The sequence below is a fragment of the Campylobacter sp. IFREMER_LSEM_CL908 genome, from assembly GCF_025771545.1.
In the GTDB taxonomy this organism is placed as follows: Bacteria; Campylobacterota; Campylobacteria; order Campylobacterales; family Campylobacteraceae; genus Campylobacter_D; species Campylobacter_D lari_D.
Genome location: NZ_JAKMQK010000003.1, coordinates 21,049 through 44,711 on the forward strand (window position 1 = coordinate 21,049; position 23,663 = coordinate 44,711).

Consider the following 23,663-nt stretch of genomic DNA (forward strand, 5'->3'; position numbering starts at 1 on the left):
TGATATTTAATAATAGTTATTTTAATATACTTTTCTTAATTAATTTAAAACTTGCTCTTTTCTTTTTCTATGGCCTCTAAAAATGGCTTTTGATAGCTTTTATCGCTATGTTTTTGCAAAAGTTCTTCTTTGAAATTTTCTAAAATATTAAGATAATCTTCTTGGGTTAAATTACCTTTAATGAGTTCGTATTTTAAAAATAGCATATAGGTGTTTAACACATCACTTTCGCAGTATTCGTGAATTTTTTCTAATTTGTTTTGATAAAAAAGTTCTAATACTTCATTTCCATGCACATCATATTTTCCAGGAAGTCCTGCCATAGCACAAAGCGTGTCAAGTCTTAAGCCTTTTTGACCAAAACTTCCTAAAGATTCTAATAAATCACAATGTTTATTTTCTACAAATTTGCTTTTGTAGTTATTCCATTTATCGCTTGCGTCCAAATAAGCACTTGCGTTGATATTGTATTTTAATGCTCTTATAACAAGCAAAGGCATGTCATAGCTTTTACCATTAAAACTTACAAGGCGGGGTTGGTGTTTATCTATGAAGTTAAAAAACTCTTCTAGCATTTGCTTTTCATTTTCGCCTTTGATTTTATTGACTTTGATGAAATTTCCAAATTTATCTGCAATCACTGCACAAATGCTTACAACTTTATGAAAAGGTAGGGGTAAAAATTCACTTCCACTTTCTTCTTTTTGTTTTTCTAAAGCTTGCTTGCTAATGCTTAAATCATCGCCATTAAAATCATAAAGATGTTTTATCAATTCTACATCAGGAATGCTCTCACAATCAAAAACGCAAATATATTCTTGCATGATAAACCTTTTTTTAAAAAATCTTTGTTAAAATCATAACAGAAAATTTAAAAATAAAGTAGTATATGAAAATAGGTTTGGTTAAATTATCCGCACTTGGAGATATCATCCATGCGGTAATTGTTTTACAATTTATTAAAAAGCATTATCCTAAGGCGAGTATTGATTGGTTTATAGATGCAAGATTTGCAGGATTATTGCAAGATCATCCAATGATCAATGAAGTATATGCCCTGCCTTTGAAAGATAGAAAATTCAAAGAAGTTTTTGCTATGCTTTTTGAAGCTAGGCAAAATAAATATGATGTTGTGATTGATTTGCAAGGTTTGATTAAATCTGCTTTAGTGAGTAAATTTTTATGTGCTAATACTTTTGGTTTTGATCAAGAAAGCATAAAAGAGGGCTTTGCGAGCAATTTTTATACGCATAAATTTGCGTGTAATTATGAAGAAAATATTATCGTGCGTAATCTTTCTTTGGTAGCTTATGTGCTAAATGAGCATTTTGATCATAGTGACATAGAGTTAAAACAAAGTTGTTTTAGCGTAGATGATGAGTTAAAAGAAGAGCTAGAGCAAAGACTTTCTTTAAGTGAAAGTGCGCCAAATATACTCATACATGTAGGCTCATCTATGCCTAATAAAATTTACCCAAAAGAGCGTTTGATACTACTTTGTAGAATGCTTTTAGAGTATTTTACTAGTGCAAAAATCATGCTTGGTTGGGGCAATGTTAATGAGTTTAATTTTGCTAAAGATATAGTTTTAAATTTAAAACATTTGAAAATAGAACTTGCGCCAAAATTAAGCTTAAGCGAGCTTTGTGCTTTAACTAAGGCAAGTGATTTGATTATCGGAAATGATAGTGGGCCTACTCATTTGGCCTTTGCACTAAACAAGCCTTCTATAACGATTTTTGGTGCTACTCCTAGTCAAAGAAATACCTATGAAACAAATATCAACAAAACAATCAATGCAGGTAAAAAAATACTGCATTCAAAACATATAGATAAGAGTGATTTTTGCATACAAAATATCGATGAAAAAGATATTTTTAAACTTGCTTGTGAGCTTTTAGAAAAATGATAAATTATGTATATCTAAGCCTTTTTTATATACTAAAAGCTCTTGTGAAGATTTTACCTTCAAAGCTTTTAAACTCTTTTGCAAATTTGGTTGCTTTAATCACTTATAGGCTTAATCACAAACACCGCAAAATCATTGACACAAACTTAAAAATTTGCTTTCCTGAAAAAGATCAAAAATGGCGTGATGAAACTAGTCTTAATATCTATAAAAATTTTGCTAAATTTGGGATTGATTTTATCAAAAATCAAAATGCAAGCAAAGAGGAAATCATCAATAAAATTTGCTTTGATGATGAGGAGCAAATTTTAAATATAATGCAAAGTAAAAGACCCTTGATCGTAATTACGGCTCATTATGGTAACTGGGAGCTTTTGGCTTTGTCTTTTGGGGCTAAATTTCAAGGAATTTCCATAGTTGGAAGAGCACTTGATAGCGTGATAATGGATAAAATTTTAAGTAAAAATCGCACGCAATTTAACATAGAGCTTATAGAAAAAAAGGGCGGGCTTAGAAAAATGCTAAAAGCCTTAAAAGAAGGTAGATCGCTTGGAATTTTAACCGATCAAGATGCAGTGGATAGTGAAAGTGTAAAAATACAATATTTTAACCAAGAAGTAAATTTCATAGCAGGTGCAAGTGTACTTGCTAAAAAAACAAATGCTATGATTTTACCTTGTTTTGCGTATCAAAAAGATGAGAAATTTTTTGTAAAAACTTTTAAGGCTTTAGATGCAAGCAAGGCAAGTATAGAAGAGCTTACTAAGTATCAAGCAAAGTGTTGTGAAGAGATGATTAAATTTAAACCTGATGAGTATTTTTTCTTTCATAAGAGATTTAAAAGATACAATCATGAATTATATTTATAGGATATAAAATGGATTTAAAGCAAATTAGTGTGATAATGATTGTTAAAAATGCTCAAAAAACTTTAAAAGCTTGCTTGGAATCTTTGCAAGAATTTGGCGAGATAGTTTTGATAGAAAATGATAGCAATGATGATACTTTAAAAATTGCTTATGAGTTTAGTAAAAGTTATAAAAATATCAAGATTTATCAACATAAATTTATAGGTTTTGGACCTTTGAAAAATTTAGCCATAAGTTATGCTAGCAATGATTGGATTTTTAATATTGACGCAGATGAGCTTGCTAAGAAAGAATTTTTACAAGAATTAGGGCAAATTGAGCCTAATAAAGAAGATATTATAGCCTTACCAAGAGAAAATTTATATAATGGAGAGTGGATTAAAGCTTGTGGATGGTGGCCCGATCATGTAATGCGGGTGTTTAATAAAACCCATACTAATTTTAATGAAAATTTAGTGCATGAGAGTTTGATTTTATATGAAGATAGTAAAAAGATTAAGTTGCAAAATGGTTTGAGACATTTTGCTTTTGAAAATATCGATAGTTTGCTAGATAAGCTTCAAAAATACTCTAAGCTTTGGGCTTTGCAAAATTTACACAGAGAAAGTAGTGTTTGCAAGGCATTGCTAAGAGGAATTTGGACTTTTTTTAGAAATTATGTTTTGAAAAAAGGGATTTTTTATGGCTATAAAGGCTTTATCATAAGTACTTGCAATGGTCTTGGGGCCTTTTTTAAATATATGAAATTATATGAGTTAAAAAAACAAAAGCCAAAAACTTGTGCTTTAATCATCACAACCTATAATCAAAAAGAAAGGCTTGCTTTGGTGCTTGATAGCGTTAAAAACTTAGAGCCTTTACCAGATGAGGTTTTAATAGCTGATGATGGAAGCAGGGAAGATACGGCTAAGCTTATACAAGCTTATCAAAAGGATTTTCCTTGTAAGTTAGAGCATATTTGGCAAGAAGATGAGGGATTTAGACTAAGTGAGATTAGAAACAAAGCTATTAAAGCTTCTAAAAGCGAATATATAATCGTTATAGATGGAGATATGGTTTTAGAAAAAAGTTTTGTAGCTGATCATTTGAAATTTGCACAAAAAAAAGTATTTTTGCAAGGTTCTAGGGTGATTTTAAATGAAAAAGAAAGCAAAGAACTTTTAAGCAAAAATGATTTTAGTTTGGCTTTTAATAAAAAGGGTTTTAAAAATCAAAGAAATATTTTTTTAGCTAAATGTATATATAAATTTTCAAAACTAGTTAAGAAATTTTTTAAAAAATCACAACTTATTAAAGGTATAAGAGGCTGCAATATGAGCTTTTATAAAAGTGATTTTGAAGCCATTGAGGGATTTAATGAAAAATTTATAGGCTGGGGTAGGGAAGATAGCGAGTTTGTAGCTAGATTTTTATTTAATAATGGAGTGTTTAAAAGACTTAAATTCTATGCTCTAGCTTATCATATTTACCATGAAGAAAATAGCAAAAATATGCTTGAAATCAATCATCAAATTTATCTTGAAACTATAAAAAATGAAAAAACAACTTGGAGATAATTAATACAAAAAATAGTTAATCAAGTGAAAGATATGTTTCGGATGTCTTTTTAATCTTTTTATACATTTAAAAAATAGTTTATTTTTATTTAATTTTATTTTTTTATAAATATCTAATATATGTAAAGGATCAATTTTTAAAGAAGTTTTAAACAAATCGCAATATTCATAAATCATATTTTGCAAAAAAATATCGCCTTTGTGTTTACTTCGATTTATAAAATTATAAATTTGAAAAGCTACAATGCTAAAAGAATAAACTTTATAGTACATTCTTAAAGATTTATATGTTTTAAAATGGTGTTTTATCGGAAATAAAAATTTTGGTATTTTCCTTGGAAAAGTGGATTTTTTTTGTGTCGATGTTATTGAATTAGGATTATTTCTATAAATATAACCATAATTATTTTTAATATAAAACATTCTATTGGCCAAGCAAAACAATATAGTTCCAAAATCATGATCTTCATGATAAATTCCATGAGTGAAACGAAGATTATATTGATTTAAAATTTTAGCTTTAAAAGTTCCTTGCCAAGCAAAATAAAAATTATATCTGTTATTTAGTTTTAATAAATCTAATGGATGATAAAAATTTTCATAAAAAGTTTTTTTAAAAAAACTTTTTTTTATGAATTGTTTATTTTTTTCATGATATTCTTCAAACCCGTGCGCACAAATATCCAAATCTTTTTCAATCATTTCTTTCACGCAAAGCTCTATACAATCATTTAAAAAATAATCATCTGAATCTAAAAAGTGAATTATAGAATTTGGTAGCTCTTGCACTAATAAATCATTTATATTTTCTATATTTGTTTTTATGTATCTTTTTTGAATTTGTATAAAATTTGATTTTATAGCTTCTTTGCTGATTATTTTTGTATTTTTGTCAAAGGTATGAGTTGAGGTAAAAGAGATTATATCTTGTTCTTTATCATCTTCAAAAAAGCTTCTAAGCTTAGTTCCTTTTATAAATTCTAATCCCATATTTCTTGCCGAACTCAATCCTCCATTTTCCTTAGAGATTAAAAATATTCTTTCATCTTTATTGAGATATTCTAAAGCTATATCTAAGCTTTCATCATCACTTCCATCATCTACTAAAACAATATCTAAATGTTTATAGCTTTGATTGACAACGCTATCTAGACATTCTTTTAGGTATGGTGCTACATTGTATATTGGTATAATAATGGAAATTAAAGGATTATTCATATACACTTTCACTTGGTTGTTTTTTGTATTATATCTAAAAAAGAAAAATAAGAGAGTATGAAAACGAGAGAAGTGATTATAAAGATATTTTTATTTTTTATACCTATAAGTTATGTGAGAAAAAAAATAAGATTTTTTTTAGACAATAAGACTATTGTTTTACAAAAAGTAAATTCTATATTAAATGAAGATTTAGTAAATAAAATAAACTTGTTTTCTAATAATTATTTTCTCGAGATTAACGGAGCTATTTATGGTGTGAAAAAACATCAAGGTTTTTTTGATTTTGATTTGAATTCAAAAGATCCAAAATCTCCTTTAAATCCTTGGGCTTTTATAAGAGTGAAAAATGAAGCTATCACCTTAAGAGCTTCTTTAGAAAGCATATTACCTGCTGTGCAAAGAGGTGTTATAGGATATAATGATTGTACTGATGGAAGCGAGGAGATTATTTTAGAATTTTGCAAGCAATATCCTTCTTTTATACCAGTAAAATATCCTTACGAAGTACAAATTGAAAATCCGCAAGGTGAAGAAAATAAACTTTATAGCTATTATAATTATGTTGCAAGCTTTATTCCTCAAGGAGAATGGCTTATAAAAATAGATGTGGACCATTACTATGATGCTAAAAAATTATATAAGAGTTTTTATATACCCAAAAAAGATTATCATGTGGTTAGTTATTCTAGAATAGATTTTGTATTTAACGATGGGAATTTTTATGTTTATCGGGATAAAGATGGAATGATTTTAAGAGCCCCGGGAGATTGCTTATTGATACAAAATACTAATTTATTTTGGAAAGAAGTATTAATTAAGGGGGATAGTTTTAATTGGAATATAGTTGATATTAAATCAAAATTTGCAAAATCTTATGAAGTTTTATCTTTTGAAAAAAAAGTTTTCTTTTATACAGAACTTAATAATTATCATTTTCCATTTATTAAAAGTTACAGAAAAAATGATTACAATCAATTGACTTGGATTGGTTTAGATGAATTTATTAGGGATTATAAAGAAAAATTAAGAGATCAAATAGACTTTGAAATGTTAAAATATAAAGTATTAAAGCAAATATATGAAAAGCTTACATCTTTAGAAAGCGATAAAATTTAAATTGATTTTTTTTAAAAAAAATATTGATTTTAAAATAGAGAGAATTTTTCTTACCTGATAATACATATTTTTCAATCAATAAAAAATAATTAATTAAAAACAGCAAAGCTAGATTAAAATTATAGTTATGTTGTATCTTCTTTAGAAGATTTGTAACATTATCTTGTTCTTGTATATTTGTTTTTATGTTTAGTGATGTTAAGGTTCCGGTTATAGAGGAGTTGCTTATTTGATAATTATATAAATTTTTATTCAAATAAAATATAGCATTTGAGATATTTATTAAAGGATAATACAATAAAACATCTTCAGCCATATTAATTTTGGTATTTTTTTCCAGTGGTATTAGACTAAAAGCTTTGAGATATAATTCTTTTTTTATGACTTTTCCCCACATTGTCCAAAATAGATTTTTGGTTTTTAGTAGCTTTTTTAAAAAATCTTTTTTTATGTAGCTTTTTTCTTGAAAATTTAATTTTCTTTCTATTTTACTATTGTTGCTTAACACAAATGCATCAAAAAATATTAAATCTATCTTATTATTTTTATTCAAAATTTTAACACATTCTTCACATGCATTAAGCTCTAAATAATCATCAGGATCTAAAAACATGATATAAGGTGAAGTTGCCACTTTAACACCTTCATATCTTGCTCTTAAAAGCTTTAAATTCTGTTCATTATGTATGATTTTTATTCTATCATCTTTACTAGCATATTCTTTAGCTATATCTATACTTTTATCATTGCCAAGGTCATCTACTACAATGATTTCTATATCTTTAAAAGTTTGGTTAATACAACTTTCTAATGCTCTAGCTATATATTTTTCTACATTATATGTTGGTAGTATAATTGATATTAAAGGATTATTCATATATACTCTTTTATTTATTTTTAAAAATTATAGCAAAATATCATTTAATATTATAAAACTATAAAAAAAGGAATCAATAATGAAGGGTAATATAAATGCAGGGGGGGGTAATGCTGTAATTTGTGGCAATGGACCTAGTTTAAAAAAGATAAATTATAAAAGATTACCAAAAGAATTTGATGTTTTTAGATGTAATCAATTTTATTTTGAAGATAGATATTTTGTAGGTAGAAATGTAAAATATGCTTTTTTTAATTCTTTTGTATTTTTTGAGCAATACTATACAACAAAGCAACTTATACAAAATAAAGAATACAATATAGAAAATATAATATGTTCCACTTTTAATTTGCCATTAATAGATGATGAGAGTTTTATAAAATTATTTCCTAGTTATTTTTGTGATGCATTATTAGGACATGAAGTATTAGCTAAAATAAATGATTTTCTTACATTTGTGAAATACAATGAAATTTATGAAAACAAAAGAATAACTTCTGGAATTTATATGTGTGCTGCTGCTGTTGCTTTAGGATATAAAAATATATATTTGACAGGTATCGATTTTTATGATGATAAAAATAATATATATGTATTTAAAAATAACAATAACAATATCTTAAAATTAATTCCAGAGTTTGAAATTGGTGACAGCAATAAAAGACATTCTAAAGAATTTGATTTGCAAGCTTTAAAAATGCTGAAGAAGCAATATGAAGTTAATTTCTATACCTTAAATGAAAATAGCCTAATTAGTAAATATATAGATTTAGCACCTATAGAGAATAGTAATTTCATATTAAAAAATAAACCGAGTAATTATATAAATGATATTTTGATACCAAATTCCGAATATAAAAATACCATATACAAAATGCAAAATCAAAATTCAAAATTTAAACAAAATATATATTATAAGCTATTTAAAGACTTATTCCATCTTCCAAGTGACATAAAACACTACTTAAAGGAAAAATATGCAAATAAAAATAGAAAAATTAACTATTTCTCAGAAAAATCCTTTGATAATCCCTGAAATAGGCATAAACCATAATGGTAGTTTAGAGATAGCAAAACTTATGGTAGATGCAGCCAAAAGAGCAGGAGCTAAGATAATAAAACACCAAACTCATATAGTCGAAGATGAAATGAGTCAAGAAGCTAAAAATGTTATACCAGGTAATGCAAATATTAGTATTTATGAGATCATGGAGCAATGTGCATTAAGCTATAAAGATGAACTAGCTTTAAAAGAGTATGTAGAAAAGCAAGGTTTAGTATATCTTAGCACTCCATTTAGCAGAGCTGCTGCAAATCGTTTAGAAGATATGGGTGTAAGTGCTTATAAAATAGGCTCGGGTGAATGCAATAATTATCCTTTAATAAAACATATAGCACAATTTAAAAAACCTATGATTATAAGTACCGGTATGAATAGCATAGAAAGTATAAAACCCACAGTTAAAATACTTAGAGATTATGAAATACCTTTTGTTTTACTTCATACTACAAATTTATATCCAACCCCATCACACTTAGTAAGATTACAAGCTATGTTAGAACTATATAAAGAATTTAATTGTCTTTATGGACTCAGTGATCACACCACAAACAATCTTGCATGTATAGGCGCAATAGCTCTTGGAGCAAGTGTGCTAGAAAGACACTTTACGGATACTATGGATAGAAAAGGCCCTGATATAGTTTGCTCTATGGATGAAAGCACTTTAAAAGATCTTATAAATCAAACACAAGAAATGGTGCTTTTAAGAGGCGATAATAATAAAAATCCTTTAAAAGAAGAGCAAGTGACCATTGATTTTGCATTTGCTAGTGTAGTAAGTATAAAAGATATAAAAAAGGGTGAAATTTTATCTATGGATAATATTTGGGTAAAAAGACCTTCAAAAGGTGGCATAAGTGCAAAGGATTTTGAAGCCATACTTGGAAAAAGAGCAAAAAAAGATATAAAAAATAATATACAACTAACATGGGATGATTTTGAATGAAAAAAATAGTTTTTGTTAGTGGAACTAGAGCTGATTTTTCTAAAATAAAATCACTAATGATGAAAGTTGATAATTCAAATGAATTTGAATTATTTATATTTGTAACCGGTATGCATATGAGTAAAAAATTTGGCTCTACTTATATGGAAATAGAAAAATGTGGTTTTAAAAATATATATAAATATATAAATCATGATAAGTATTATCAGATGGATAAAGCTTTATCATCAACAATAGATGGTTTTTCTAAATTTATACATGAGATAGAGCCTGATTTGATAGTAGTGCATGGTGATAGAGTGGAGCCTTTAGCTGCTGCTATAGTAGGAAGTTTAAATAATATCTTAGTGGCACATATAGAAGGCGGAGAGCTTTCAGGAACTATAGATGAGAGCTTAAGACACGCTATTAGTAAATTAGCACATATTCATTTAGTAAATGATGAAATAGCAAAAAAAAGATTAATACAAATGGGTGAAGATGAGAAATCCATTTTCATTATAGGTTCTCCTGATTTAGAATTGCTAAATAATACTATATCTTTAGATGAAGCAAAAAAATATTATGATATAAAATTTAAAAATTATGCCATAGCTATATTTCATCCAATTACAACCGAAATAAACTCTTTATATAAACAAAGTGAAGAATTTGTAAATGCTCTTATAAAAAGTGAGAAAAATTATATAGTTATTTATCCAAATAATGATTTAGGATTTGAGTTGATTTTGCAAAATTATGAAAGGCTTAAAAATAATGAAAGATTTAAAATTTTTCCTTCTTTAAGATTTGAGTATTTTATAAGTTTGTTAAAAAATGCCAATTTTATCATAGGAAATTCAAGTTGTATAATAAAAGAAGCTTTATATCTTAATGTAAATGGAATTTTAGTTGGCTCAAGACAAGATGGTAGAACTGACATTAATAAAACAATAAGAGTAAATGCAGAGGAAAAGGATATATTAGAAGCTATTTTAAATACTAGCAAATGCACTAATATTATAAACAAAAGACTAGAAATTTTAAATAGTTCTGAGCAATTTTATAGGTTATTGAAAAATAATATTTTATTTACTATAAACAAGCAAAAAATATTTATGGATAAAAAATGACTTTAGCTATAATACCTGCTCGAGCTGGTTCAAAAGGTATAAAAAATAAAAATTTAGCTCTTTTACACAATAAGCCTTTGTTGTATTATACTATCAATGCGGCAAAAAATTCAAAGTATGTAGATAAAATTGTTTTAAGTAGCGATGGTAGTGATATATTAGAATATGGAAAAACTCAAGGTGTAGATGTGTTAAAAAGACCTAAAGAGTTAGCGTTAGATGATACAACTAGTGATAAGGTTGTATTACATACCTTGAGTTTTTACAAAGATTATGAAAATATTGTTTTATTACAACCCACTTCCCCTTTAAGGACAAATGTACATATAGACGAAGCTTTTTTAAAATTTAAAAATGAAAACTCAAATGCATTAATAAGTGTTGTAGAATGCGATAATAAAATTTTAAAAGCTTTTACAGATGATAATGGCAACTTAAAAGGAATTTGCAATAACAAATATCCGTTTATGCCTAGGCAAAAATTACCAAAAACTTATATGAGTAATGGTGCAATTTATATAGTAAAGTCAAATTTATTTTTAAATAACCCAACTTTTTTGCAAGAAAAAACGAGTTGTTATATAATGGATGAAAAAGCTAGTTTGGATATAGATAGTGAAAAAGATTTGAATAAAGTTGAAAGAATTATCAAAGGTTTTATTGTTTAAGATGTTTTTTATTATATGTAAATTTTAAAATCAAAAAATAAAATCTTATAATTTCTCTTATAATTTTAGATGGTATGCTAAGTTTCTTTTTTCTTTGTGTTATAGTAGTTTCTACATGATTTAAGTCAAGCAAAAATGGTTTATATATAATGTTTTGTATTTTATTATAATAATACATATCCATATAATCATCTACAGGCTTAAACCAATATCTCGCTTTTTCAATAAACTTTTTTGCAGCATTTGGGTGTATAAAATATCCTTGCGTGCCACCAATATTTTCGTAACTTATATAAAAATTATTATTTAAATGGTGTATTTTTTTATCAAAAAGGTAATAAAATCTTATGTATTCATAGTTATTTAGTAATTTTTCAATGATATTTGAGTTGTTTAAAAACTCATCGCTAAAGATGACATCATCTTCTAAAATGATGATGGGGTTATTAAGTTCTTGACATTTTTCCCATAAACTATAATGAGATGCAAAGCATGATTTTTCACTATCGCTAAGTTCACGCCCAAGTGCAAATTGACACCACCATGGGAAGTGACTTTTAAATTGCAAATGCTCATTTTTAGAACCATCGATGGCTTTAAAAAATTCAAATTCTAGTTGATTTTTTAAATTTGGATTACACGCGAAGAGTTTTTGAATTTGTTCTTGCATAAAATTTTTCTATCTTTTGAGTGTTCTAGATTGATGATAAAAACTTTTATTTTTTTCAAACTCTACTCTCTAACCCTAAAATTTCTTTTTCTAAAACTTCTAATATTTTTCCATTAAAATGCTTATATGAAAAAACACTAGCTAATTTTTTAATGCATTTTAAACTTTGCTTTTTATGTTGGTAATTTTGCCATAAAATTGCTTTATTTTTTATATAAATGTTATTATTGCACAAAAAATATATGAGAAGTTATAATGAAGAATATATTAGTCACAGGTGCAGATGGTTTTATAGGTTCGCATTTAGTTGAAATGCTTTATACACAAACTAAAGACAAGAATTCTTTGTTTTATGGTTATAAAATTAAAGCTTTAAGCCAGTATAATTCTTTTAATTATTGGGGTTGGCTTGAAGATATAGAGTGTTTAAAAGATATTGAAGTAGTTTGTGGAGATATTAGAGATCCACATTTTTGTAAAAATATCACTCAAGATGTAGAAATCATCTTTCATTTAGCAGCTTTAATAGCCATACCTTTTTCTTATGTTGCTCCAGATAGTTATGTAGATGTTAATATAAAGGGTACTTTAAATATCTGCCAAAGTGCATTAGAAAATAATGTAAAGCGTATTATTCACACAAGTACAAGCGAGGTTTATGGTACGGCTTTGTATGTGCCTATTGATGAAAAACATCCTTTGCAAGCACAAAGTCCATATTCAGCAAGCAAAATAGGTGCTGATGCTATGGCAATGAGTTTTTATAATGCTTTCAATCTCCCACTGACCATAGCAAGACCTTTTAATACCTATGGCCCAAGGCAAAGCGCAAGGGCGGTGATCCCAACTATCATCATTCAAATTGCAAATGGAGCTAAACAAATAAAGCTTGGAGATGTAAGTCCTACTAGAGATTTTAATTATGTGAAAGATACTTGTTTAGGGTTTTTAGAGTTAGCTAAATGCCAAAAGGCTATAGGTGAAGTGGTAAATATAGGATCAAATTATGAAATAAGCATAAAAGATACTTTAGAACTCATTAAAAAACTTATGAAATCAAATGTAGAATTTATCACAGAAAATGAACGCGTTAGACCCGAAAATAGTGAAGTATTTAGGCTATGGTGTGACAATAGCAAGATCAAAAGCCTTACTAACTTTTCACCACAATATGATATAGAAAAAGGTTTAGCTCAAACTATAGAGTGGTTTAGTAAACCTTTAAATTTAAAAAAATATAAAAGTGATATTTATAATATTTAATTTCTATAATAAAAAGGAGTATATTTTGAGTCAATATATAATTGGAGCTAGCAGTTTTGCTTATGAAATTACAGAGTACATTTCTTATGATAATAAGTTAAATAATATACACAATGGGGGGGGGTAGATGGTTATTTTGATATAACAAATGAAACATATAACAAATATAATTTTCAATCTCCATATTTAGGATGTGAGGATTTTTATCATTTCAAGGAAAATGACAGTGTAATAATTGCAATATCAAATCCTAAAATTCGTGGTATTGTTTATAATAAAATTAAAAAAATGAAAATCGGTGTTTTTAGTTTTATAAGTTCTAAATCTTTCATATCAAATCAGTCTATCATTTTAGAAGGAGCTATTATTTGTCCTTTCGTTACTTTAACTTCCAATTGCAAAATTGGTGTTAACTTTCAAGCTAATATTTATAGTTATGTGGCTCATGATTGTGTTATAGGTAATAATGTGACATTTGCGCCTTCTGTAAAATGCAATGGTAATGTTATTATAGGTAATAATGTATATATTGGAACAGGAGCTATTATTCATCAAGGTAAAAATGACAAACCTTTAGTGATTGGAAATAATGTTACAATTGCAGCTGGATCTGTCGTAACAAAGAATATAAAGGACAATGAAGTAGTTTTTGGAAACCCTGCGATAAAATTAAATAAAGAAAATTTAAAGAAAAGAATATAAAATATGATTAATATTGATAAAATACATATAGGAATGAAGGCTTCTTGTACTCGAGTGATAACAGATTTGGATGTTGAAAATTTTGCAAAATTATCAGGCGATGTAAATCCAATTCATATAGACGAAGAATATGCTTTGAAGAGTCGATATAAGAAAAAAATAGCACATGGATTTTTTGTATCTTCATTTTTTTCTTCTTTATTTGGCACAAAACTACCAGGTAAAGGGTGTGTTTATGTTTCTCAAAATCTTAATTTTAAGAGGCCAGTTTATATTGGAGACGAGGTTGAAGCTGAAATTGAAGTGATTAAAGTTAATATTGCTAAAAAAAGAATTTATTTTAAAACATTTTGTAAAATAAAAAATAAAATAGCAATTGACGGGGTAGCTGAGATATTTGTCCCATGATACAAAAAAGTGAAAATATCATGAAAAAAACCTTAATTATAGCAGAAGCTGGAGTTAATCATAATGGTGATATAAATTTAGCTAAAAAGCTTATAGAAGTAGCCAGTGAAGCTGGGGCTGATTTTGTAAAATTTCAAACTTTTGTAGCTGAAAATTGTATAAGTAAAAATGCCAAAAAAGCAGAGTATCAACTCCAAGCTACTGATGAAAATCAAAGCCAGTTTGATATGGTTAAAAAATTAGAACTTTCTAAACAAGATCATGAAATTTTAATAGAACATTGTAAAAAATTTAATATTAAATTTCTTTCCACTGCTTTTGATTTAGAAAGTATTGATTTGCTTGTAAAATTTGATATAGAAATTTTTAAAATTCCAAGCGGAGAATTAACTAATCTTCCTTACTTGAAAAAAATTGCTAGTTTTAATAAAAATATCATCTTATCAACAGGAATGGCCACTTTAGGTGAGATTGAAAAAGCTTTAGATATTTTGGTGCAAAATGGCACTCAAAGAGATAAAATCATTATTTTACATTGTAATACAGAATACCCTACACCTTTTGAAGATGTAAATTTAAGGGCTATGCAAACTTTAAAAAAAGCCTTTTGTTTGCCCGTAGGATATTCTGATCATACTTTGGGTATAACTATACCTATAGCAGCTGTAGCTATGGGAGCTTGTGTGATAGAAAAACATTTTACTTTAGATAAAAGTATGCAAGGGCCTGATCATCAAGCTTCCTTAGAACCTGAAGAATTAAAAGCTATGATTAAATCCATAAGAGAGCTAGAACAAGCTTTTGGAAATGGTGTTAAAATTCCAAGCAAAAGCGAAAGTAAAAACAAAGCCATTGCTAGAAAATCTCTTGTAGCTAAAAAAGTTATAAAAAAGGGCGAATGTTTTAGTGAAGAAAATCTTACCACAAAGCGACCGGGGGATGGAATTTGTGCTATGAAATATGATAAATATTTAGGTAAAATTGCTAGTAGAGATTATGCCGAAGATGAGTTAATTGATGAATAGAAAAATTTGTGTTATTAGTGGCACTAGGGCTGAATGGTATTTGTTAAGAAATTTATGTAAATACATTGAACAAGATAATGAATTAACTTTGCAGCTTATTGTTACAGCAGCTCATTTAAGTCAAGATTTTGGTTTTACTTATCAAGAGATTGAAAAAGAATTTAAAGTAAATAAAAAAATTCCCATTTTGCTTAATAACAATGATGGTGTAGGTATTTGTAAAAGTATGGGGCTTTTACAAATTTCACTTTGTGAAGCTTTTGAAGAATTAAAACCTGATATTGTGGTGATATTAGGCGATAGATATGAAATGCTCTCTTGTGCTAGCGCTTGTTTGGTAATGCAAATTCCCTTAGCGCATCTTTGTGGAGGTGAGCTTACTTTGGGAGCTATTGATGATAGCATTAGGCATGCTATTAGTAAAATGGCGCATTTGCATTTTGCTAGTACTCAAACTTATGCAAATAGAATTTTGCAACTTGGAGAAAGTAAAGATAGAGTTTTTAATGTAGGTTCTCTAGGGGGAGAAAATATCAATAATATGAATTTTTTAAACAAGGAAGATTTGCAAAAAGAATTGAATTTGATATTTGATGAAAATATATATTTAATAACTTATCATCCTCAAACGATACAAAAATCAAGCGTTAAAAAAGAAATAAAATTATTGCTTGAATTTTTAGATAATTTGGAAAATTCTACTTTAATTTTTACGAAAGCAAATGCTGATGAGAATGGTTTATATATTAATGAGCTTTTAAATGAGTATTGTATAAAACAATCTCATAAAGCAAAGTTATTTGATAATTTGGGCTCTAAAAGATACTTAAGTTTAATGAAAATAGCAAATATGCTTATAGGAAATAGCTCTAGTGGAATTTGCGAAAGTCCTTTTTTAAGAATTCCTTGTATCAATATAGGTAACAGGCAAGAAGGAAGAATTTTTGCTGATAATATTATAAATTGTGATATTTATCATTTAAAACAAGCGTTTTTGTATGTTAATACCAAAGAATATCAAGATAAGCTAAAAAATTTCATTAATCCTTTTGAGTGTGAAGGTAAAAATACAAGTCTAATGATAAAGGATATTTTAAAAAATATTTCTTTGGAAAAAATTTTATATAAAAAATTTGTGGATATGCAATGAGTATTGAAAAATTAAAACTTGCTAAAAATGCAAGCATACAAGAAGCTTTAAAAATTATAGGTAGTGAGCGTGTTAGAATAGCTTTGGTGGTAGAAAATGATAAATTTTTAGGTGTAATTAGTGATTCTAACATTAGAAGAGCTTTATTAAATGGCAAAAAGCTTGAAGATAGTATAGAAACAATTTATACTAAGAATTCGCTAACTATTAAAGAAAATACAAGTAAAGAAGAGCTTTTAAAATTAGCTAGTCAAACTGATATTTATGATTTTCCTGTCTTAAATAGTGAAAATGAAGTCATAGCTATAAAATCTATTGCTTCAATTCTTAAAGAAAAAAGTTTTGAAAATGAAGTAGTTCTAATGGTTGGAGGTCTTGGAAGTAGATTGGGTGAACTTACCAAAAATACTCCAAAACCTATGTTAAAAATAGGTAAAAAACCAATACTCGAAAATATTGTTTTAAATTTCAAAGAACAAGGTTTTAAAAAGTTTATATTTTGTGTAAATTATAAAAAAGAAGTTATTTGTGATTATTTTCAAGAAGGCAAAAGTTGGGGTGTTGAAATTTCTTATATTAAAGAAAAACAAAAACTTGGCACTGCCGGGGCTTTGTCTTTGGTGAAAGATATGAAAAAATCATTTATTGTTATGAATGGAGATATTTTAACTAAACTTGATTTTGATCAACTTATTCAAGAGCATAAAAAAAGTAAAGCAGTGATGAGTGTGGTACTTAGAGAATTTGAGCAACAAATTCCTTACGGTGTTGTGAAAATTTCTAACAATGATATAAAAGATATAGAAGAAAAACCTATGCAGAAATTTTTAGTTAGTGCTGGAATTTATGTATTAGAACCAGAAGTTTTAAAGTATATCAAAAAAGATGTGTATTTGGATATGCCTAATTTGATTAAGCGATTGTTAGATAAAAAATTAAAAATAAATTCTTATATATTACAAGATTATTGGATTGATATAGGAAGACTTGAAGAATATGAAAAGGCGATTGTGGATTTTCAATGAAAGCTTTGATTATAGGATTTGGTAGTATAGGAAAAAAACACTACTTAGCTTTAAAACACTTAGGTTATGAAGTTAGCGTAGTTTCAAGAAGTTATAAAAAGAATGATTTGCAATGCTTTAAGAGCTTGCAAGAAGTAAAATTAGAAGAAATTGATTTATTTGTTATAGCAACTATAACGATAAATCACTATGAAACTTTAGAATCAATCGATAAAAAAATAAAAGGCAAAACTATTTTAATTGAAAAGCCTTTATTTGAAAAATATAGAGAGTTTAACTCTATCAATGGTAATTATATTTATGTGGCTTATTTGCTACGCTTTCATCCTTTAGTGGAAAAAATAAAAACTATTATACAAAAAGATCAATATATTTATTTTGTTGAATTTAATTGCTCATCATATTTACCAAACTGGAGAATTTGTGATTATACTCAAAATTATAGTGCAAAAAAAGAATTAGGTGGAGGAGTTTTATTGGATTTATCCCATGAGCTTGATTTAGCGTATTATTTTTTTGAAAAATTAAAATTATTATATGCTCAAAATTTAAAAATTTCTGAACTTGAAATTAATAGTGATGATTTTGCATTTTTATCTTTAAAATCTAAAAAAGAATTAATTCATATCAAACTTGATTATTTTTCTAAATTTACAAAAAGAGAGATTGTTTTGCATTCTCGTGATAAAACTTATAAGGCAGATTTAGTCAATAACAAATTATACATTTTTGGAACAACTACCTCGTTGCAGGTGGAAGAATGCCAAAGTGATACGATAAAAAATTTAATAAGTCTTCATGAAAAAATTATAGAAAAGGATTGTAGCGTGTGCAATCTTTATGAAGCTTTTGATGTTTTAAAATTATGTGATGAAGTCAAAAGGAGATCTAGTGAATAATATTTTATGCACAATATGTGCAAGAGGTGATAGTAAAGGGGTTAAAAATAAAAACATTAGAAAAATTAATGATTTGGAATTAATTGCTTATAGCATAATCCAAGCTAAAAATTCTCAACTTTTTAAACATATTGTAATTAGTACAGATAGTGATGAAATAGCACAAGTTGCTTTAAAATATGGCGGAGAAGTTTTTTTCAAAAGAGATGAAAATTTGGCAAAAGATGATAGTGCTAAATTGCCTGTTATAAAAGATGCTTTGTTAAAAAGCGAAGAATATTTTAATACCAAATTTAACACCATAATAGATCTTGATGCTTCTGCACCTTTGCGAAATAGTAAAGATATTTGCAAAGCATATGAGCTTTTTAAACAAGAAAAAAAGTCAAATTTAATTACAGCTACTCCAGCAAGACGCAACCCGTATTTTAATCTAATAGAAGTAGATAATGATGAGGTAAAAAAGTCTAAAGAAGGAAATTTCACTACGCGTCAAAGTGCTCCAAAATGTTATGATATGAATGCTAGTATTTATATTTTTACTAGGGAAAAATTGTTAAAAAATGATACTTTATTTGGAAAAGATACGAGCTTGTATATAATGGATGAAAAGACAGCTTTTGATATAGATAGTGAGTTTGATTTTGAAATAGTAGAATTTTTAATCAAAAAGGCTAATTTAAAACAGGAAGATTTTTAATGATTAAAGATAAAGTAGTATTTATAATAGGAGCATGTGGCCGTATAGGAAGTGCTTTGAGCAAGGCGTGTTTAGAGCATAATGGAAAAATTATCATTGCAGATATTAACGAGGAAGGATTATTTCACTTAGCATCAAAATTAAATAATAAAGAACGCATTTTAAGCAAAAAAATTGATATAAATGATCAAAAAGCAATTGAAGATTGTTTAAAAGAAGCTGTTTTAAAATTTGGAAAAATTGATGCTTTTGTTAATTGTGCTTATCCTGTGAGTAAAGATTGGGGGAAAATTGCTTATTATGAAGCAAGTTATGAACAAATTTGTGAAAGTTTGAATTTGCATCTAGCTAGTTTTATTTTTATAGCTAATATAATGGTAAAATTTTTTAAAAAACAAGGCTTTGGAAATATTATTAATTTAAGTTCGATTATGGGTGTTTATGCGCCTAAATTTGAAAACTATAAAGGAACTTCTATGCAAAGTCCTTTAGAATATAGTGTTATAAAAGCTGGTATTAATCATCTTGGTGTTTGGCTTGCTAAAGAGCTTTTTAATACAAATATAAGAGTAAATAGCGTAGCCTTTGGTGGTATAAAAGACAATCAACCCCAAGTGTTTTTGGATGCTTATAGAAAGTGTTGTGCTTCTAAAGGTATGTTAGATGCTAATGATGTGTGCGGGACTTTGATATTTTTAATGTCAGATTATTCTAAATTTATAACAGGACAAACTATAATAGTAGATGATGGATGGGGACTTTGATGAGTATTTTAGAAAATAATATTAATGCAGTGTTTGATCATAATTTAAAAGAGCAATTAAAAAAAGTAAATCAAACTTATCAAATAGTACAAGGTGATGATAATTTAGATATAAATATTATAGACGGGGGGGGGGGCATAGGCTTTATGATAAGCCGCTAGAAGAATTAAATAAAACATTAAATTTATACAATGATAAATATCTTTTATATCCTATATTATTCTTTTATGGTTTTGGAAATGGAATTTTATATAAAGCTCTTTTGCAAAATCCAAATTATAAGATTATTTTAGTATTTGAACCTGATGTAAATATAATCTATACTATGTTTAAAATGATAGATTTTTCTAAGGAATTAAAAGAAAATAGATTATTACTACTAGATCCAAATAATGAAAATATCAATGATTTGAAAAATTTGTTTTTAAGCAATTTGATATTTAAATTTTTAAGGACTTATTTTTTAGAGATACATTGTGATTATTATGATGGCAAGTATCAAGAAGAAATTTTGAAATTAAATTCTTTAATACAAGATGCTATAAAAGAAAATATAATTTCTATTGGAGATGATCCATTAGATGCCTTGCGAGGTATAAAACATTTTACACAAAATATTCCTAAAATGATAGCCAATCCAAGCTATAAAGAATTATTAAATAAAAGAAAAAATTTAAGTGATACAGCTATAATAGTCTCAACAGGACCTAGCTTAACTAAACAACTTCCACTTTTAAAACAATACCAAAACAAAGCCAGTATATTTTGTGCTGATAGTGCTTATCCTATACTTGCAAAAGCAAATATTAAACCTGATTATGTTTTTTCACTCGAGAGAACTGATTTTACTAGTGAATTTTTTAACAATGATTTTGGTGAATTTGATAAAGATATATTATTTGTTATTAAATCAGTTACTCATCCAAATACTATTAAGTATTTAGAAAAAAATAAAAGAAAATATATGATAGTTTCAACTCCAGAATATTTTTTTAAATATTGTTCTTTAAATGATTTTGGGTATTTTAACATGGGATGGAGTGTTGCTCATATGGCCTGTTATTTATCGGTTCATTTAAAACATAGTAATATAATATTTATTGGGCAAGATTTAGCTTATGGTGAAAGTAAAGTTTCGCATGCTATTGGACATATATACGGAGAACATGATTTAGATGATGAAGGTTTATACAAAGAAAATTTAAAAACTGAAGCTTATGGTGGTGGTAAATATATTGAGAGTTCATCTATATGGATTTTTTTTAAGAAAGTACTTGAAAATGATATTCTTACTTTTAATAAGATGAATATGAAAATTTACAACTGCACTGAGGGTGGAGCAAGAATAAATGGAACTATTGAAAAGCCTTTTAAGCATATATGTGAAAAATTATTAAAAAAAGATTTGAACAAGCCTTTTACAAAACTTGAAAATTTAAATTTAAATAAACAAAATGAATTATTATTAAAAGCATATTTCAAAATTATAAAAAACATTAAACAATATGAAAATTTAAAAAAAGAATTATGCGAAAGAAATATATCTATAAATAAAAATTTATTACATATTGATAATTTAGATATTCAAGATTCTATACATATGTTTGAATTAATATTAAAACAAATTGATGAACTTAAAACTAGCATATATCGTTGTGGTTTGTTAAATGGACCTTTAATCAGACAATTTGAATTAAATTTAGCAAGAATTTATGTGTTAAATCCAAAAACACAAGAAGATAGCTACAATAAATCAATGCTTTGGATAAAAGAACACCTAGATTGGATAAAATTAATCATAGCTCATATAGATTCTCAAAAGGAAGTTCTACAAAGAAGTATAGTTACAACTAAAGATGAGCTTATAGAAAAAGGTTTTTTGAATTTAGTAGAAAAAATCGATCAAAGAGCTTTAAAAAATGTTAATTTTTGATATTTTATAATCTATTTTTTAAATTTATTAAATCGATTTCAAAAATTTCAAGTAATTTTTCATTAAATTTTTTATAATCACACGAGAGCTTTTTTATAAGCTCAAAACTTCTTTTTTTATCTTTGTAATTTTGCCATAAAATTTCTTTATTTTTGTTTTCATATCTACCATTGTCATTAAATTCATAGCGGTATATGCATTCTTGCGATACAAAAAAGCTCTCACTTAGCATAAAATTTATATAGTTAAAAAGCACATCTTCTCCATAACAAAGTTTTTCTTTAAAATCAACATGCTCAAAACTTTTTAAAATCAAATTTTTCCTATATACTTTCGCCCAAACACTCCAACAAAAATGCTTTTGTTTAAGTAAAAATTCCAAAAATTCATCTTTTTTAAAAAGTTCATCTTGTTTAAATCTATAAAATTTCTTAAATTTCACCCTATGTACATATGCATCAAACACTACCATATCTACATTTTTAATTTTTTCAAGCCCAACTTCATAAGCATTAAGCTCTAAATAATCATCAGGATCTAAAAACATTATATAGGGTGAGCTTGAATTTAATACACCTATATTTCTACTAGCAAAAGTTCCTAAATTCTCTTCATTGTGTATGATTTTTATCCTATCATCTTTACTAGCATATTCTTTAGCTATATCTACACTTTTATCATTACCGCAATCATCTACTACAATGATTTCTATATCTTTAAAAGTTTGGTTAATACAACTTTCTAATGCTCTAGCAATATATTTTTCTACATTATAAGTTGGTAGTATGATGGAAATTTGACTCATTTTAGCTCTTTATTTTTTGATATAATTATAGCTTTTATTTTTAAGGAAAATTATGAATATTTTTATCAATCTTCCCACTTGGCTTGGCGATGCAGTGATGGCTAGTGCGGCTATTTATGCTATAAAAGAAAAATATCCTCAAGCTAAATTTACTTTTTATGGTTCTTTTGTGAGCACAGAGCTTTTTAAACGCTTTGAAAATGCTCAAATTTTAGTAGAAAATAAAAAGCAAAGATATAAGCAAATTTTAAAAGCTAGAAAAAATCTTGGTAAATTTGATCTAGCTTTTTCATTTCGCTCGGCATTTTCAAGTAAGATCATTTTAAATCTAATCAAAGCAAAAAAAAGATTTTATTTTGATAAAAATATTCTAAAAGAAGAACACCAAGTCTTAAAATACTTAAATTTCATAGAAAAAGCCTTAAATTTTAAAGCTACTTCAAATTCTTTAAAACTCCCTATAAAAGCAAAATCAATTCAAAAAATCTTAGGTATAAACCCGGGTGCGCATTTTGGAAGTGCTAAAAGATGGGAAGCGAACTATTTTGCAAGGGTAGCAAAAGAATTTAGTCCCACGCATCAAATTTTAATCTTTGGAGTAGAAAGTGAGAGAGAAATTTGTAATGAAATTGAGCATTTTCTTTTAAAAGAAGGTATCAAATCAAAAAATCTTTGTGGTAAAACTAGTATTTATACTTTATGTAAAAATATTTCTATGCTTGATTTGCTCATCACAAACGACAGTGGTCCTATGCATATAGGTGTAGTTTATGGAGTGAAAACGGTGGCTATTTTTGGCTCGACTAATTTTAGTCAAACCTCTCCTTGGCAAGAAAATGCTAAAATAGCACATTTAAATTTAGCTTGTATGCCTTGTATGCAAAAGGTCTGCCCTTTAAAACACCACAAATGCATGAAAGACTTAAAGCCTGAAGTGGTAATAAATTTAGCAAAAACATTTTTTTAGCATATTTTTCTTTGT

24 protein-coding genes and 1 pseudogene are annotated in these 23,663 nt (G+C 26.9%); 20 read left to right on the forward strand and 5 right to left on the reverse strand.

The annotated features are described in order from the left end of the window. Window positions 1–44 precede the first annotated feature (44 nt). Window positions 45–824, reverse strand: coding sequence for a 3'-5' exonuclease (locus L8U04_RS01580; RefSeq protein ID WP_263661247.1), 780 nt, complete (start codon window positions 822–824; stop codon window positions 45–47). Window positions 825–889: 65 nt separating this feature from the next. Between L8U04_RS01580 and waaC the strand changes: the two genes are divergently transcribed. From waaC to L8U04_RS01595, 3 genes are read left to right on the forward strand one after another with little or no spacing between them, the layout of a single operon-like run. Further along, a complete protein-coding gene (gene waaC, locus L8U04_RS01585) occupies window positions 890–1,909 on the forward strand; it encodes a lipopolysaccharide heptosyltransferase I (protein WP_263709258.1) in 1,020 nt (339 codons plus the stop codon). Next, window positions 1,906–2,778 carry a lipid A biosynthesis lauroyl acyltransferase gene (locus L8U04_RS01590; RefSeq protein WP_263709260.1) on the forward strand — a complete coding sequence of 291 codons (873 nt, stop codon included), beginning with the start codon at window positions 1,906–1,908 and terminating at the stop codon, window positions 2,776–2,778. The genes waaC and L8U04_RS01590 overlap by 4 nt, the downstream gene beginning before the upstream one ends. A gap of 8 nt (window positions 2,779–2,786) precedes the next feature. Beyond that, window positions 2,787–4,334, forward strand: a complete 1,548-nt coding sequence (locus L8U04_RS01595; RefSeq protein ID WP_263709261.1) for a glycosyltransferase family 2 protein — start codon at window positions 2,787–2,789, stop codon at window positions 4,332–4,334. Here L8U04_RS01595 and L8U04_RS01600 read toward each other — a convergent pair whose 3' ends face one another. Further along, complete coding sequence (locus tag L8U04_RS01600; RefSeq protein WP_263709262.1) at window positions 4,335–5,552, reverse strand: glycosyltransferase family 2 protein; 1,218 nt, start codon at window positions 5,550–5,552, stop codon at window positions 4,335–4,337. 57 nt (window positions 5,553–5,609) lie between these two features. Between L8U04_RS01600 and L8U04_RS01605 the strand changes: the two genes are divergently transcribed. Beyond that, window positions 5,610–6,671 carry a beta-1,4-N-acetylgalactosaminyltransferase gene (locus L8U04_RS01605; protein WP_263661239.1) on the forward strand — a complete coding sequence of 354 codons (1,062 nt, stop codon included), beginning with the start codon at window positions 5,610–5,612 and terminating at the stop codon, window positions 6,669–6,671. Here L8U04_RS01605 and L8U04_RS01610 read toward each other — a convergent pair. After that, the gene (locus L8U04_RS01610; RefSeq protein ID WP_263709263.1) at window positions 6,643–7,548 is read right to left on the reverse strand and encodes a glycosyltransferase family 2 protein; all 906 of its coding nucleotides are present in this window, start codon (window positions 7,546–7,548) and stop codon (window positions 6,643–6,645) included. The two genes, L8U04_RS01605 and L8U04_RS01610, sit on opposite strands and share 29 nt — an antisense overlap. 79 nt (window positions 7,549–7,627) lie before the next feature. Here L8U04_RS01610 and L8U04_RS01615 point away from each other — a divergent pair, with 79 nt between their 5' ends. From L8U04_RS01615 to L8U04_RS01630, 4 genes are read left to right on the forward strand one after another with little or no spacing between them, the layout of a single operon-like run. Next, on the forward strand, window positions 7,628–8,584 hold the full coding sequence (locus L8U04_RS01615; protein ID WP_263709264.1) for an alpha-2,3-sialyltransferase: 957 nt from the start codon (window positions 7,628–7,630) through the stop codon (window positions 8,582–8,584). Next, entirely contained in the window at window positions 8,526–9,557 is a 1,032-nt protein-coding gene (gene neuB1 / locus L8U04_RS01620) for a sialic acid synthase (RefSeq protein ID WP_263659297.1), read from the forward strand. The genes L8U04_RS01615 and neuB1 overlap by 59 nt, the downstream gene beginning before the upstream one ends. Beyond that, window positions 9,554–10,669 (forward strand): UDP-N-acetylglucosamine 2-epimerase, encoded by a 1,116-nt coding sequence (neuC, locus tag L8U04_RS01625; RefSeq protein WP_263662622.1) that lies wholly within the window; start codon window positions 9,554–9,556, stop codon window positions 10,667–10,669. Before neuB1 ends, neuC (L8U04_RS01625) begins: the two co-directional genes overlap by 4 nt. Then, on the forward strand, window positions 10,666–11,337 hold the full coding sequence (locus L8U04_RS01630; protein WP_263709265.1) for a cytidylyltransferase domain-containing protein: 672 nt from the start codon (window positions 10,666–10,668) through the stop codon (window positions 11,335–11,337). The genes neuC (L8U04_RS01625) and L8U04_RS01630 overlap by 4 nt, the downstream gene beginning before the upstream one ends. Here L8U04_RS01630 and L8U04_RS01635 read toward each other — a convergent pair. Beyond that, a pseudogene (locus L8U04_RS01635) lies at window positions 11,327–12,057 on the reverse strand (glycosyltransferase family 25 protein). The gene L8U04_RS01630 and the pseudogene L8U04_RS01635 overlap by 11 nt on opposite strands. A gap of 205 nt (window positions 12,058–12,262) precedes the next feature. On the opposite strand from L8U04_RS01635, the gene L8U04_RS01640 reads away from it, so the two are divergent. The 11 genes from L8U04_RS01640 (at window position 12,263) to L8U04_RS01690 (ending at window position 21,876) form a co-directional block, all read left to right on the forward strand. Further along, complete coding sequence (locus L8U04_RS01640; protein WP_263709266.1) at window positions 12,263–13,270, forward strand: NAD-dependent 4,6-dehydratase LegB; 1,008 nt, start codon at window positions 12,263–12,265, stop codon at window positions 13,268–13,270. Window positions 13,271–13,558: 288 nt separating this feature from the next. Then, window positions 13,559–13,972: a hypothetical protein gene (locus L8U04_RS01645; RefSeq protein WP_263662624.1), complete on the forward strand. Its 414-nt coding sequence runs from the start codon at window positions 13,559–13,561 to the stop codon at window positions 13,970–13,972. A 33-nt stretch (window positions 13,973–14,005) separates the two neighbouring features. Beyond that, window positions 14,006–14,380 (forward strand): MaoC family dehydratase, encoded by a 375-nt coding sequence (locus L8U04_RS01650; protein ID WP_263709293.1) that lies wholly within the window; start codon window positions 14,006–14,008, stop codon window positions 14,378–14,380. Between the two features lie 20 nt (window positions 14,381–14,400). Next, complete coding sequence (neuB, locus tag L8U04_RS01655) at window positions 14,401–15,405, forward strand: N-acetylneuraminate synthase (RefSeq protein ID WP_263659300.1); 1,005 nt, start codon at window positions 14,401–14,403, stop codon at window positions 15,403–15,405. Continuing rightward, window positions 15,395–16,555, forward strand: a complete 1,161-nt coding sequence (gene neuC / locus L8U04_RS01660; protein ID WP_263659301.1) for a UDP-N-acetylglucosamine 2-epimerase — start codon at window positions 15,395–15,397, stop codon at window positions 16,553–16,555. The genes neuB and neuC (L8U04_RS01660) overlap by 11 nt, the downstream gene beginning before the upstream one ends. Next, a complete protein-coding gene (locus L8U04_RS01665; RefSeq protein ID WP_263659302.1) occupies window positions 16,552–17,580 on the forward strand; it encodes a nucleotidyltransferase family protein in 1,029 nt (342 codons plus the stop codon). Before neuC (L8U04_RS01660) ends, L8U04_RS01665 begins: the two co-directional genes overlap by 4 nt. Further along, window positions 17,577–18,479 (forward strand): Gfo/Idh/MocA family protein, encoded by a 903-nt coding sequence (locus tag L8U04_RS01670; RefSeq protein WP_263659303.1) that lies wholly within the window; start codon window positions 17,577–17,579, stop codon window positions 18,477–18,479. The genes L8U04_RS01665 and L8U04_RS01670 overlap by 4 nt, the downstream gene beginning before the upstream one ends. Then, entirely contained in the window at window positions 18,472–19,179 is a 708-nt protein-coding gene (locus tag L8U04_RS01675) for an acylneuraminate cytidylyltransferase family protein (protein ID WP_263659304.1), read from the forward strand. The genes L8U04_RS01670 and L8U04_RS01675 overlap by 8 nt, the downstream gene beginning before the upstream one ends. Beyond that, entirely contained in the window at window positions 19,179–19,943 is a 765-nt protein-coding gene (locus L8U04_RS01680) for an oxidoreductase (protein ID WP_263659305.1), read from the forward strand. The genes L8U04_RS01675 and L8U04_RS01680 overlap by 1 nt, the downstream gene beginning before the upstream one ends. Further along, window positions 19,943–20,104 (forward strand): hypothetical protein, encoded by a 162-nt coding sequence (locus L8U04_RS01685; protein ID WP_263709267.1) that lies wholly within the window; start codon window positions 19,943–19,945, stop codon window positions 20,102–20,104. The genes L8U04_RS01680 and L8U04_RS01685 overlap by 1 nt, the downstream gene beginning before the upstream one ends. 101 nt (window positions 20,105–20,205) lie before the next feature. Then, the gene (locus tag L8U04_RS01690) at window positions 20,206–21,876 is read left to right on the forward strand and encodes a motility associated factor glycosyltransferase family protein (RefSeq protein WP_263709268.1); all 1,671 of its coding nucleotides are present in this window, start codon (window positions 20,206–20,208) and stop codon (window positions 21,874–21,876) included. A gap of 4 nt (window positions 21,877–21,880) precedes the next feature. On the opposite strand, the gene L8U04_RS01695 is transcribed toward L8U04_RS01690, so the two are convergent. Continuing rightward, window positions 21,881–22,681, reverse strand: coding sequence for a glycosyltransferase family 2 protein (locus L8U04_RS01695; protein ID WP_263659307.1), 801 nt, complete (start codon window positions 22,679–22,681; stop codon window positions 21,881–21,883). A gap of 52 nt (window positions 22,682–22,733) precedes the next feature. Here L8U04_RS01695 and L8U04_RS01700 point away from each other — a divergent pair, with 52 nt between their 5' ends. Then, window positions 22,734–23,648, forward strand: coding sequence for a glycosyltransferase family 9 protein (locus L8U04_RS01700; RefSeq protein ID WP_263709269.1), 915 nt, complete (start codon window positions 22,734–22,736; stop codon window positions 23,646–23,648). Window positions 23,649–23,663 lie beyond the last annotated feature (15 nt).